This is a genomic window from Phytohabitans flavus, assembly GCF_011764545.1.
GTDB lineage: Bacteria > Actinomycetota > Actinomycetes > Mycobacteriales > Micromonosporaceae > Phytohabitans > Phytohabitans flavus.
In genome coordinates this window covers 8,195,919-8,208,741 of record NZ_AP022870.1, presented here as the reverse complement: position 1 = coordinate 8,208,741, position 12,823 = coordinate 8,195,919, and the positions used below count along the sequence as shown (strand labels likewise).

General features: G+C 70.8%; 10 protein-coding genes and 3 pseudogenes. 6 read left to right on the top strand and 7 right to left on the bottom strand.

All coding sequences use genetic code 11. From position 1 onward, the window contains the following. Positions 1–27: 27 nt before the first annotated feature. Positions 28–705 (bottom strand): ferritin-like fold-containing protein, encoded by a 678-nt coding sequence (locus Pflav_RS36310; protein WP_232072329.1) that lies wholly within the window; start codon positions 703–705, stop codon positions 28–30. Positions 706–983: 278 nt separating this feature from the next. Here Pflav_RS36310 and Pflav_RS36305 point away from each other — a divergent pair, with 278 nt between their 5' ends. Beyond that, the gene (locus tag Pflav_RS36305) at positions 984–2,585 is read left to right on the top strand and encodes a DEAD/DEAH box helicase (protein ID WP_173041187.1); all 1,602 of its coding nucleotides are present in this window, start codon (positions 984–986) and stop codon (positions 2,583–2,585) included. Positions 2,586–2,748: 163 nt separating this feature from the next. On the opposite strand, the gene Pflav_RS36300 is transcribed toward Pflav_RS36305, so the two are convergent. The 3 genes from Pflav_RS36300 to Pflav_RS36290 all read right to left on the bottom strand — a co-directional run bounded on the left by Pflav_RS36300 (position 2,749) and on the right by Pflav_RS36290 (position 4,932). After that, a complete protein-coding gene (locus tag Pflav_RS36300; protein ID WP_173041186.1) occupies positions 2,749–3,183 on the bottom strand; it encodes a DUF5615 family PIN-like protein in 435 nt (144 codons plus the stop codon). Next, entirely contained in the window at positions 3,183–3,812 is a 630-nt protein-coding gene (locus tag Pflav_RS36295; RefSeq protein WP_173041185.1) for a DUF433 domain-containing protein, read from the bottom strand. Before Pflav_RS36295 ends, Pflav_RS36300 begins: the two co-directional genes overlap by 1 nt. Before the next feature lie 319 nt (positions 3,813–4,131). After that, the gene (locus Pflav_RS36290; RefSeq protein ID WP_173041184.1) at positions 4,132–4,932 is read right to left on the bottom strand and encodes a hypothetical protein; all 801 of its coding nucleotides are present in this window, start codon (positions 4,930–4,932) and stop codon (positions 4,132–4,134) included. Positions 4,933–5,057: 125 nt separating this feature from the next. On the opposite strand from Pflav_RS36290, the pseudogene Pflav_RS36285 reads away from it, so the two are divergent. Next, positions 5,058–6,199, top strand: a pseudogene (locus Pflav_RS36285) (class I SAM-dependent methyltransferase). On the opposite strand, the gene Pflav_RS36280 reads toward Pflav_RS36285, so the two are convergent. After that, complete coding sequence (locus Pflav_RS36280; protein ID WP_232072327.1) at positions 6,183–7,109, bottom strand: hypothetical protein; 927 nt, start codon at positions 7,107–7,109, stop codon at positions 6,183–6,185. The pseudogene Pflav_RS36285 and the gene Pflav_RS36280 sit on opposite strands and share 17 nt — an antisense overlap. A gap of 71 nt (positions 7,110–7,180) precedes the next feature. Further along, a pseudogene (locus Pflav_RS36275) lies at positions 7,181–9,273 on the bottom strand (RecQ family ATP-dependent DNA helicase). A 187-nt stretch (positions 9,274–9,460) separates the two neighbouring features. On the opposite strand from Pflav_RS36275, the pseudogene Pflav_RS49170 reads away from it, so the two are divergent. From Pflav_RS49170 to Pflav_RS36260, 4 genes and pseudogenes are all read left to right on the top strand, one after another. Continuing rightward, positions 9,461–9,664 (top strand): annotated as a pseudogene (locus Pflav_RS49170) (hypothetical protein); the annotation flags it as partial. Between the two features lie 71 nt (positions 9,665–9,735). Further along, complete coding sequence (locus Pflav_RS44285) at positions 9,736–10,122, top strand: DUF433 domain-containing protein (protein WP_197938832.1); 387 nt, start codon at positions 9,736–9,738, stop codon at positions 10,120–10,122. A gap of 19 nt (positions 10,123–10,141) precedes the next feature. Next, positions 10,142–10,540 (top strand): PIN-like domain-containing protein, encoded by a 399-nt coding sequence (locus Pflav_RS36265; protein ID WP_173041183.1) that lies wholly within the window; start codon positions 10,142–10,144, stop codon positions 10,538–10,540. 171 nt (positions 10,541–10,711) lie between these two features. Further along, positions 10,712–11,677: a hypothetical protein gene (locus tag Pflav_RS36260; RefSeq protein WP_173041182.1), complete on the top strand. Its 966-nt coding sequence runs from the start codon at positions 10,712–10,714 to the stop codon at positions 11,675–11,677. Between the two features lie 14 nt (positions 11,678–11,691). Here Pflav_RS36260 and Pflav_RS36255 read toward each other — a convergent pair whose 3' ends face one another. Continuing rightward, entirely contained in the window at positions 11,692–12,744 is a 1,053-nt protein-coding gene (locus Pflav_RS36255; RefSeq protein WP_415624408.1) for a glycerophosphodiester phosphodiesterase, read from the bottom strand. Between the last annotated feature and the right edge of the window lie 79 nt (positions 12,745–12,823).

Here is a 12,823-nt window from a genome sequence, read left to right as displayed (position 1 = left end):
CCGAGCGCGGCCGCGAGAGCGGTCCGGTCAGTTGTTGAGACCCACAGCGGCCATCCGAGCGGTGTGCGCCGCGGTGAGCCGCTTCAGAAGCGCCTGTACGCCCGCCTGATCCTCCGAACCCTCCACGATCAGGACGGTAAGCGCGATCCGGTCGCCGGCCATGCGCTGCGCCTGGGAGAGCCCCTCCCCGACCAGGCGGCGGGCCCACATCGAGAGCCTGTTGGCCACCTTCGGGTCGGCGGCGATCGCGGCCCTGATCTCCTTGGCGGCGAAGTCCTCGTACTGCGAGTCGTGTAGCACGTCGAGCACCAGGTCACGGTCTTCCGGCAGGAGGAAGGCGGCCACCTCGCGGAAGAAGTCGTCGGCGATGCCGTCCCACACGTACGCCTTGGCGAGCGCCTCCAGCCAGTCCTTCGGCTCGGTGAGCTCGTGGTACTCCTGTAGCGCCGCCACGTACGGCATCATGGCGCGGTCCGGATCGGCGCCGTGCTCGGTGAGACGGGTCTCGAGGCGGCGGTAGTTGACGATCTCCACGGCGGCCATCTCGCTGAGCACCGCCCGGCGCCGTAGGTCGGGGGCGAGCCGGGCGTCGGCTGCCATCCGGTCGAAGGCGAGCAGCTCGGCGTACGCCACCATGCCGAGCAGCTCGACGACGGCAGGGCTCGGCTGGAAGACCTCGGACACAGTTTTGGAGACTTCTGTCACGCCCGCAGGTTACTAGCCCTGATCGTTTCTCGCCGGGCTCGACGTCCCCTTCTACGGGGCCGAGCGCAGGTTCGGCGGACACAATCTGAGCACAGTTCGCCCACGTCAGGTAGCATTGCGCACGTTGCCGCTGGCCAGAGATCGTTCCTACCCCAGCCAGCAGCGCGTGCGGCCCGCGATCGCATCGACCACCGCGATCGCGCGTGGCCCGCGCCAGACCGAAATGAGCGCCCTAGGACGAAACGGGGCGCACCACGAGAGGGCACCCCTAAAACTCCATGAGCGAGATCGAAGAAGAGACCATCACCCGAGCCCCGGTCCGCCCCGACAGCCCTTCCTTCGCCGATCTGGGCGTCCGCCCGGAGACCGTCGAGGCGCTGTCGAACGTCGGCATCACCAGGGCTTTCGCGATCCAGGAGTACGCGCTGCCGATCGCGCTGCGCGGCTCGGACCTGATCGGACAGGCGCCCACCGGCACCGGCAAGACGCTGGGCTTCGGCGTGCCGCTGCTGGAGCGGGTCTTCGCGCCCGCCGAGGGCAGCGACGGCGTGCCGCAGGCGCTTGTCGTCGTCCCTACCCGTGAGCTGGGCCTCCAGGTGGCCAAGGACCTCGCCGCCGCCGGGCGCACCCGTGGCGTGCGGGTGCTGCCGATCTACGGCGGCGTGGCGTACGAGCCGCAGATCGACGCGCTCCGCTCGGGCGTGGAGATCCTGGTCGGCACGCCCGGCCGCCTGCTGGACCTGACCAAGCAGAAGCGCCTCCGCCTCGACCGCGTGCACGCGCTGGTCCTCGACGAGGCCGACCGCATGCTCGACCTGGGCTTCCTCGACGACGTCGAGAAGATCCTGGCGATGCTGCCCGAAGACCGGCAGACAATGCTCTTCTCGGCCACGATGCCCGATCCGATCGTGGCGCTGGCCCGCCGCTTCCTGCGCCACCCGGTGACGATCCACGCCGGGCACAGCGCCGAGACCGGGGCGTCGCCGCTGACCAAGCAGGTCGCCTACCGCACCCACCCGATGAACAAGATCGAGGTGCTCTCCCGCGTGCTCCAGGCCGACGGGCGGAGCCTCACCATGATCTTCACCCGCACCAAGCGGTCCGCCGACCGCGTCGCCGAAGACCTCGACTTCCGCGGCTTCGCGGCCGCGGCCGTCCACGGTGACCTGGGGCAGGGCGCGCGCGAGCGGGCGCTGCGGGCGTTCCGGGCCGGCAAGATCGACGTGCTCGTCGCCACCGACGTCGCCGCCCGCGGGCTCGACGTCTCCGGCGTCACCCACGTGGTCAACTACGACTGCCCGGAAGATCCGGACACCTACACCCACCGCATCGGGCGCACCGGCCGGGCCGGGGCCAGCGGCGTGGCCGTGACGTTCGTCGACTGGGAAGACATGCCCCGGTGGCGGCTGATCGACAAGTCGCTGGGCCTGGAGATGGCCGAGCCGCCGGAGACGTACCACACCTCGTCGTGGCTCTACACCGACCTCGACATCCCCACCGACATCTCGGGCACCCTGCCCACCGCCGAGCGCACCCGGGCCGGCCTCGCGGCCGAGGCCGAGGAAGACCTGGGTGGCCGGGGTCGTGGGCGCCGCCGCGGCCAGCCAGCGGTCCGCGGTCGATCCCGCTCCCGCTCTGGTACGGGTGACGGGCGCGAGCCCGCCGGAGATCCGTCTGAGTCCGGGGAGCCCACCGGCCCGCGCCGCCAGCGCCGGCGCCGCCGGGCCGGCGAGGTCGTCTCGGGCGCGGAGCAGGAGGCCACGGCCGTCGAGCCCGGCGCTACCACCGTCGAGGCACCCACCGCCGCCGCCAAGCCCCGCCGCCGCCGTCGCCGCCGCAGTGGCGGCTCAGGCGGCGCCGCTGAGGCCGCCACCGACTAACACGCCAACCGAGGTGGGGCGCCCGACGCGCTCACGGTGTGACCTCAGCACGCCGACGCGCCCCAGCCCGGCAAGTACCGCGACCACCCGCAGCTGACCGCCACCTCGTGCGAGGCGGTCAGCTGCGACACGCCTTCGCCGCGTTGGCCCGATCGTCGTGTTCTCAGCGCCAATACTTGGGTGGGTTCCGGTTCGGGTCCGTAATCGTGTACCGACGGTGCCTCGCGTCGATCTGCGTGATCTCTACTAGCCGCTGCCCTTCGGTCTTCTCCAACTCCACGATGATGTCCGGCATCGCCGCGATGATGCTCGCCGTCGCTAACGCCAAACCCGGCAGCCCCTTGCCTCGGTGCTTGTACGACACCCGGTGTAGCCCGGACTTACGGACGTCTCGGCACTCGTCCGGGTCGGACATCTGGTGGTCGTCGTTAGTCACGATCACGTCGTAGCCGGCCTGCTTCGCATCCTTGTAGACGAAGTGATCCTTCTTCTTCGACCAGCCGATCCCATGAATGTGATCAACCTGATGCTGGCGCAGCACATGCTGGAGGACGTCGATTACCTGATGGGGAACGTCCTCGTCGAGCAGGATGAGCATCAGGCCGCTCGCTGGGATATGCCGTCTACGTGGTCAGCGAACGCTAGCGCGTCCCGAGCCGCCTCGGCGGTGACACTCGGGTAGTAGTCGGCTACCTCCTCCGCCGGCACCCCATCCCGTAGTAGTCCGGCGACAAGGTCGTAGGAGACACGGGTGCCAGCGACGACCGGTGTGCCCCGCCGCACGCTGGGATCCACGCTGATCCTCGGCTGGGGCCGGCGCAGGCTCGGCACCTCGATGTCGCGGAACGGGAACGACTCAAGCACGTCGCCGATCGCGAGCACTGTGACGTGGTGGCCTGGCCGGTCGACGAGGTCGACACCGTGGTCGCCGTCCGGGGCGACCAGCACGACACTGCTCACGCCGTGGGCCACCAGCTTGTACTGCGAGAGGTGATCGAGTCCGCCGAGCTCCCGCAGGTTGCCGAGCGCCTTGCGGATCTTCTGCAGGGACACCTTCTCACGCAGGTAGGTGAAGCTGCGCAACGCGACAAGATCCCGGAACGAGTACAAGATCGGATCGGTAGAGACCTCGGGAACGAGAAGCGGCTTGTCGCCTTTGCGCCAGCGCGCGAGCTGACCGACGCTTGCGCCGGAAAGCGCGGCTGCCATTTTCGCGCGGTAGGCCATGCCCGGATGGTAGGCGGTCGCGCAGCCGTTGCGCAGCCGCGACGGTGAGCGTTTCGCGCCCGAAGCCACCGGAGTGTGGTGACAGATGCCCGACCACTCGACGAACGGGTTCTGAGCAGCATCCGGGTCAGGGACGGGTCGGCGGACCCCGATGCCCGCCGTGCGGGCTGGGGTTGTGAGGCGCGGAGGGTGAGGCCGCGGGAGCAGCGGTCCGGACCACGACGGACATCGCGGTAGCTCAATATCTAAGGAAAGGGCCCCTCCGGTGGAGGGGCCCTTCAACCCTGGCGCGCTGCGGGTCGCGCCAGGGAGCCGTGGGTCAGCTGACCGTGCAGGGTGCCAGCGCGTCGAGACCCACGGGACGCGCGTCGATGCGGCCGATGGCGGTGGCGATCCGGTTGATCGTCGCGAACCGCTTGTCCTCCAGCGGACCGAGGATCGCGTTCTGCACGAAGTTCGGGCCGCCCTGGCCCACCGTGCTCACCAGCCGCGCGTTCGCCTCGGCGATCTGGGTGTCCAGCAGCGCGAGGTTGCGGTCGACCTCGGCCCGCGCGCCGGCTGGTACGGCCGGAAGCTGGCTGGCCACGTCCGGGCAGCTGATGGTGCCGGAGGCCGGTGCTTGGTCGTCCGGCTGCTCGGCGGCGGGCGGCTGCTGCTCGGCTGGGGGCTCGCCCGCCGGCGCCTCCGGGTCCTCGGCCGCCCCGCCCCCGCCAGCCGTGCCCAGCGTGCACGTGGCCAGCGACTCCAGACCCTGGGGCCGCGTACCCTGCCGGCCGATCGCGATCGAGATGCGGTCGATCGTGGCGGCGCGCTTGTCCTTCAGCGGGCCGAGGATCGCGTTCTGCACGAAGTTCGGGCCGCCCTCGCCCTGGCTGGTGGCCAGCCGGCGGTTCGCCTCCTCGATCTGGGTGTTCAGCAGGGCGAGGTTTCGCGACACCTCGGCCTGCGCGGACGCCGGAACGGCGGGCAGCTTGTCGCCCACTACCGGGCAGTCGACAGTCGGCGCGGCGGACTCGCCCCCAGCGGCGGCGACACCGATGCCCGTGCCGAAGAGCGCGAGCGCCACACCGGCGGTGATGGCGATCTTCGAGCGGCGGCTGATCTCTCTGCTCCTGGACATGCGCGTGCACTCTCCTGCTGTGTGGAGAAGCGCCGTCCGACGGCTGAGTGCCGTCCGCTTCGCACGTCATTACGTGGGAGGGCTCCCAAGGGTTCAACCCCAGGTCGGTAGATAGGCTTCGTTACATGGTGCGCCCGCTCGACGACGCGCTCGCCGAAGTGCGGGCGCTACTGCTGGACCCGGGGCTCACCCGGGCCGTCGCCGCTGGCCGGCGGCGGGGACAGGTCCCCTCGGTCGTCCGCGCGGAGGTACGCCCGGTCACGCTCAAGGGCGGCACCCGGCTACAGATCGTCACCAACGACGGCGCCCGCCCGCACACCCGCAACGTGGTGCCCGGTCCCGAGGCTGGCGCGGCGGTGGACGCACTGCTGGCCGAGCCGTTCGGCAACTGGCACGTGGAGACCGCCGACGCGACGGTCCAGCTGCGGGTGACCAAGAAGGGCGAGGCCCAGGTGCACCGGGCCGCCGCCGACCGCCCTGCTGAGCCGGAGGCGCACGACCGGGCGAAGGAGTACCTGCTCGAACCGGGCGACCCGCTCTTCGACGCGATCGGCGGCAACGCGGCCAAGCGGCGGCAGGTGGACGCGTTCCTGCGCGCGCTCGCCGCCTCGGTGTCCCCCCTGCCCGAGCGGCTGCGGGTGGTCGACCTGGGCTGCGGCAACGCGTACCTGACGTTCGCCGCGTACCGGTACCTCGCTGGGCAGGGCGTCGACGTGGACGTGGTCGGGGTGGACGTGCGCGAGGACCAGCGCCGCCGCAACACCGAGCTGGCGGAGCGGCTGGGCTGCGCCGACCGGGTGCGGTTCGTGGCGGGAACGATCGCCGACGCCGAGGTCGACTTCCAGCCCGACCTGGTGCTGGCACTGCACGCGTGCGACACCGCGACCGACGAGGCGCTCGCCCGGGCGGTCCGGTGGGAGGCCCAGTGGGTGCTCGCCGCGCCGTGCTGCCACCACGACATCGCGGCGCAGCTGCGCGGCACGGGGCTCCCGAGCCGTACCCGCTGCTCACCCGGCAGGGCATCCTCCGCGAGCGCTTCGCGGACGTCCTCACCGACGCGCTGCGTGCGGGTCTGCTCCGCCTGCGCGGTTACAAGGTCGAGGTGGTGGAGTTCGTCGACTCCCGCCACACGCCGCGCAACCTGCTGCTCCGCGCCCGCCGCACGGACGCGCCGCCGACTGAGGCGCAGCGCGAGGAGTACGCGCGGATGGTGGCCGAGTGGGGCGTGACGCCGGCGCTGGAGCGGCTCCTCACACCCGCAGCGTGAACTCGGCCGTGTGCACCTTCCCGGCGACCTGGAAGTCGAAGTACATCCGGTAGCGCCCCGGGCTCGGCGCGGCCAGCCAGAACTTCACCGCGCCACCCACGAGCTCCGGCTCGGGATGGACGTGCACGTAGCCGAGGTCGCCCTCACGCAGCACCACAAGGTGGCCGTACGCGCCGAGGTAGCGCTCCAGCTCCACGCCCGGCGTCTCCGGCGCGGCGGTCTTCGTGCCCGGTGCGGCAGGTTGCGCGACGGTGAAGAGCAGCGGCTGGATCGCAGCGGTCTGCGGCGTGCCCTGGTAACTGACGGTGAAGCCGTCGACGGTCGCCTGGGTCGCGGCGTCGGGCAGGGCGCGCGGCACGTAGTCGCCGCGCGCGGTGAGGTCGGTGCCGAGCGTGACGGCGGTCTGCCCGGTGGCGGCGTTGGCGGTGAAGTCCGCGTACGCCCGCCAGACCCCCGGCTCGGGCAGCGTGAGGGGCACGGTCCAGCGGCCATCCGGCGCCATGGTCGGGTGCAGGTGCTGGTAGCCGGTCAGGTCGCGGCGCACCACGATCATGTGCAGCGGCTTGTCGTGCACGCTCGCGAAGTCGGTGACCGGCCGCTGCCCGCTGTCCACGATCCGGAAGGCGAGCTCGCCGGCCAGGCCAGCGGTGAACGCGGTGGCCTCGGGCACCAGCGTGTACCCACTCGCGCTGATCTCCAGGCCGCCCGCGGCGGCCCCGCTCCCGCCACCGGCCGAGTGGGTGTGCGGGCCGGCGCCAGGCGAGTGGGTCTGGTCGGCGGCGGCGGTCGGCGCTGCGACGGCCGCGGTCGGTCTGGCCACGTCTCCGCTGGTCAGCCGGCCGAGCCCGAAGCCGCCGAGGATGGCGACCACCAACCCGGCGACGATGAAGGCGACGCGGCTGTTGTTCACGCGTACAAGTATCGCGGTTCGATGTAATTCAATGCCTCTGCCACATTACGCGGCTTTTGTCGGCAGCACGGCTAGCCGCTCACGCCCAGCGCCAGCGGGAGGACCAGCGGTGCGCCGGCCAGGCGGAGCTGGCGGGCGGCCATCGTCATGGTCCAGCCCGAGTCGACCAGGTCGTCGACGAGCAGCACCGGACCGTCCAGTGCGGCCAGTCGCGTGGCGAGATCGTCCGGCGGCACGAACCCGCCGTGCAGCGTGCGCACCCGCTGGGCGCTGTTGCCCCGCGCGCCGCCGCCCTCGCCAGCGGGCGGCAGCACCCCGAGCAGCGGCAGGCGCCCGACGGTCGCGATGTGCTCGGCGAGGCTCTGGACGAGTCGCGGGTGCCGGCGCGAACCGACGGCCACGATGCCGACCGGGCGCGCCAGCCACGGGTCATCACCGCGGGCCCAGGTCTTGAGCACCTCCACCACCGCGCCGGCCACGTCCGCGGGCAGCGGAGCGTCGGGCGAGTCGGGGCCGGCGACAGTACGCAACCGGGAGCCCCAGCCGAGGTCGGAGAGGCGGCCCACGGCACGGCCGCTCGCCGCCTGCTCGCCGGGCAGGATCTTGCCGCGCAAGGGGACGCCGACCTGCTCAAGGCCGGTGGGCCACAGCTTCTTCGGCGGGACCTCGACCCCTGCCCGCCCCAGGAACGCCTGTGCCGCCGCGAGCGCGGGCGCCGACACCTCGGCGCCGAACCGGGGCCCGGTGCAGTTGTCACAGCGTCCACAGGGGACCGCGCCGGGGTCGTCGAGGCACCGCCGCAGGAACTCCATCCGGCACCCCGCGGTCGCCGTGTACTCGCGCATCGACTGCTGCTCCGCGGTGCGCGCCTCGGCGACACGGTGCAGCCGTGCGGCGTCGTACGTCCACGGGTCGCCGGTCGCGAGCCAGCCGCCGCGCACCCGGTGGACCGCACCGTCGACGTCGAGCACCTTGAGCATCAGCTCCAGCCGCGTACGCCGCAGGTCGACGATCGGCTCCAGCGCGGGGGTCGAGAGTGGACGGTCGGTGGAGAGCGCCGCCAGCACGGTGCGCACCTGGTCTTCCGGCGGGAACGCGAGCGAGGCGAAGTAGCGCCAGATCGCGGCGTCCTCGGCGCCGGGCAGCAGCAGCACCTCCGCCTGCTCGACCGCCCGGCCGGCACGCCCCACCTGCTGGTAGTACGCGATCGGCGACGGCGGCGCACCCAGGTGGACCACGAAGCCCAGGTCCGGCTTGTCGAAGCCCATCCCCAGCGCGGACGTGGCCACCAGCGCCTTGACCTTGTTGTCCAGCAGGTCCTGCTCGGCGGCACGGCGCTCGGCGTCGTCGGACTGGCCGGTATACGACGCGACCGGGTACCCCGCGAGCGGAGGAACTCGGCCGCCTCCCCCGCCGCCGCGACCGTGAGGGTGTAGATGATCCCCGAGCCGGGGAGCCGGTCGAGGTGGTCGGCCAGCCAGGCGAGGCGGTGCGCCGGCGTGGCGAGGTCGACCACAGCCAGGCGCAGCGAGTCGCGGTCGAGCGCCCCGCGCAGCACCAGCGCGTCACCGAGCTGGTCAGCCACGTCGGCGGTGACCCGGGCATTGGCGGTCGCGGTGGTGGCCAGCACCGGCGTGCGCTCCGGCAGGCCGGCGAGGAACGTGCGCAGCCGCCGGTAGTCGGGCCGGAAGTCGTGCCCCCAGTCGGAGACGCAGTGCGCCTCGTCGACCACGAGCAGCCCGGTGGTGGCGGCCAGCCGGGGCAGCACGGTGTCGCGGAAGTCAGGGTTGTTGAGCCGCTCCGGGCTGATCAGCAGCACGTCGACCGCGCCGGCCCGGATCTCGTCGGTGATCTGGTCCCACTCGTCCAGGTTGGCCGAGTTGATCGTGCGGGCCCGGATGCCGGCGCGGCCCGCCGCCTCGACCTGGTTGCGCATGAGCGCCAGCAGCGGCGAGACGATGACGGTCGGCCCGGTCGTGCCCTGCTGCCGCAGGAGCGCGGTGGCCACGAAGTAGACCGCTGACTTGCCCCACCCGGTGCGCTGCACGCAGAGCACCCGCCGACGCCCCGCGACCAGGGCCTCGATCGCCCGCCACTGGTCTTCGCGGAGCTTGGCGTGGTCGCCAGCGAGGCGCTGGAGGATGGCTTCGGCTCGTTCCCGCATCGCCCCTTCCTATCAGCCGCGCCCGGATACGGCCGCCCCACGCACGCCGATCAAGGCCACCCCAGACCACCGCTCGGGTGTATAAGCCTCGCGAACCCTGAACTGATTATGCGACGGTCTGAAACATTCCCGGGAGAGCCCGGTATAGCGCGGTAGCCTGTGGCCGGGACGAGAGGAGGCGGTCGACGTGCAGGATGTCCGCTTCACCGAGGGCCTGCTCAACCTGTCGCAGGCTGGCCGCTATCTAAGAGTGCCAAAGCAGACTTTCCACCGCTGGGCGCGCGGCTACGGGCTCGGCCAGCCGTTGCTGCATGTTCTTGACCGTGGGCGGACACCGCTACCGGTGACGTTCATCGCACTCGCCGAGGGCCACGTCCTCGATGCCCTGCGAGACGCTGGCGTCCGCCCCAGCGGATCCGACCGGCCCTCAAGGAGCTCCAGAGGGAATTCGGTCGCGAATACGTGCTGGTCGCGCCCGAGCTGGCAACTGACGGCATCGACGTTCTCTGGGATTTTTCTCGAAGCCGGGCCGGCCACGGCCTTATCGCTGGCGACACCGGTCAGCACGTATTTCGAGAGATCGTTCAGGACCACCTTCAGTACGTGGCGTGGGACGATGAGCGCCTCCCGATCGAGCTCACGCTCCGCCACTGGCAGCCATCAAAGGTTGTAGTCGATGTACGACGTTCGTTCGGACAGCCGATCTTCGCCGGCACTGGAGTCCGCGTAGCGGACGTCGCCGGCATGATGAGGGCGGGTGAGAGCGCTGAAATCGTCGCGGAGGAGTTCGGCCTCCCAATCGGCGACGTCCGCACCGCCGCACGCATCCTCTTGGGCCGCGCCGCCTGAGTTCTACATCGACGAAAACATGGCCGGGCGCACGGTACGGCGATTTATCAGCGATCTCGGATACACCGTTCATACACCGGCCTCCGTATTCGGCCGGGAAAGGTTGGACCGAGGCCTCGACGACGAGGAATGGCTAACGCTTGTGGGCGCGACCGGCTGGGTTGTTTTCTGCCGAGACCAACACATCCTGGTACGCGAACTTGAGTTGCAGGCCTACCTCGATGCGAAGATCCATATGTTCCTCTTCCCAGGTGAGGCGACCCGCCAGCAGATCGTCGACCTGCTTGCGACCAACCTTGCCGAAATCGGAGCGCGCGCCGTCGCTCGCCGACCGGACGTGTACTGGCTTACCCAGATGGGCGTTGTCGACTACCGAACGCGCGCAGGTCAGGCAGCCCGGCGCAGAGAGCGGCGTTGACGCGGCTCGGATACCGGGGATTCACGGCGGTGGCTGGAGGCACAGGTCCGAGGGTTCCCGACAGGGAGTTGCGGGTTCAGCACTCTGGGCTGAAACTCCTTACTTTGATCGACAGAAGACGCTAATAGTCGTCCTTTCCGGACACGTCGGTTAGCGCCTAGCCTGGGCGTCGTGACGGGCGGACGACGCGTCGTGGTGCGGGCTGCCGTGGTGGGCCTCGGGCTTGCCGGGTTGGCGCTGACCGTGCCCACGTTCGCGGCCACAAAAGACAAGCCAGCCACCAAGGACAAGCCGGCCGCCGCCGGCAAAGCAGCCAAGGGCGAGCGGGGCAAGGAGAAGTGCTGTGCCGTCGAGCTGGACGGTCCGGCCCGGACCGTTACCGTCGGCGGCGCGCCTGCGCGGTTCGACCTCGTGGTGAGCCGCTCGGACAATGGCTGCACGCAGACCCGGCGGACGATCACCGTACGGTTGGACGGCCTCGCCGCCGAGCACGTCCGCATGGAGCGGGTGGTGTCCGGGCAGGCGCTCGCGCTGCGCGACACGTCATCCGCGGACGGCACGGTCGAGGCGGTCGACCCGCTCGTCGACTCCAAGCTGATCTGCGGCGCGGACACCACAGTGGCGGCAAGCTACCGGATCGCGTTCCTGGACGGCACGCCGTCCGGTCCGGCCGAGCTCGAAGTCTCGGCGCACGCGGTCAACGGGAAGCTGCTCGACAGCGCCCGTGCGACGACAGTCGTGGTCGACGCCGTCGCCACGACGGCCCCGCCGCCCGAAACGACACCGCCGGCGCTGCCCGTCACGGAACCCCCGGCCGACGAGACGACCGCGCCGCCTGTTCAGCAGGCTCCCGTACCGCCGGTGACGCCCACGAAACGCGTCGCGGCCCGGCCGCCGCTCAATCCCACCGGCCAGTCCGATTCGCTCTCCTCGACCCTGCTCACCGCGAGCATCGTCTTCGCGTTCTCGGCGATGTTGCTGCTCGGCGTGCTGTGGCGGCTGCGCCGCCCGCAGGCCGCAGTGCCCACGGCCGACGAGGCGCCCACCGCCACGCTCCCGCCGGGCGTGGGTGCGGAGCTGGCCAGGCTCCAGGAAAGCAGCGGTGCCGCCGGCCCCACGAGGCCGGCGGCACCTTAGAGCTGCTGAACTGCTTACTTGGCGAAGCCGACGCGAGCGGCCACGGCGGTGTCCGGGTGGTCGCTGAAGACGCCGTCGATGCCCAGACGGTAGTAGAGGGCGAACTCGGCGTAGATGTCACCGCGCGCGTTCGGGTCGGTGCCGATCCGGAAGTCGGTCGCCATGAACTGGTTTTCCGCCCGGAACGTCCACCCGTGGACGATCAGGTCGTTGCGGTGGGCGTCACGGATCAGCGTGGTCGGCGCCATCAGCTTGCCGGACGCGTCCCGCGGCACGATGAGGCTCTTCTCCACGCCCACGCCGTCGGCGTAGCGGCTGATCCACTTCAGACCCTCGGGCTTGACCAGGTCGGCGTAGGTCCGGGGGTCGTTCGCCACCACGAAGTCGTACGGCTTGCCGGAGGCGTTGATCAGCTGGGCCAGCTTCACGTCGATCATCTTGTCGAGCTTGCGGAGGTTGGCCGTCTCGAAGGACTGCACGATAACGGCGTCCTTCTTCTCGGTCAGCCCGTTGCGCTTGAGGACCCGAACCAGCGGCTCCTCCAGCGGCAGCCCGATCTCCTGGAAGTACGTCGGGTGCTTGGTCTCCGGGTAGATACCGATGGTCCGGCCGTGGCGGCGGCTCTCGGCCTTGGCCAGGTCGATGACCTCCTGGAGCGTCGGGATCTCAAGCAGACCGTCGAACGCGGTGTTCGTCGGGCGCACCTGCGGCAGCCGCTCCTTGGCGCGGAGCGTCTTCAGCTCGGCGAGCGTGAAGTCCTCGGTGAACCACCCGGTGACGGCCACGCCGTCGATCGTCTTGGTCACCCGGCGGCCGGCGAACTCCGGCTTGGTGGAGACGTCCGTGGTACCGGAGATCTCGTTCTCGTGGCGGGCCACCAGGACACCGTCCTTGGTGGAGACCAGGTCGGGCTCGATGTAGTCGGCTCCGACCGCGATCGCCAGCCGGTACGCCTCGAGCGTGTGCTCGGGACGGAGGCCACTGGCTCCACGGTGTCCGATGACAGTCGGCTCCTCGTCGCGGTGCGCGACGGCGCCGGTAGGTACGGCAATGATGGTCGCCAGCATAGCGCCGGCCAGGACCACTACTGGAAGTTTGGTACGCACGGCCAGAGTCAAGCCGCCCCGGACGAAGCCAGACTGTCCA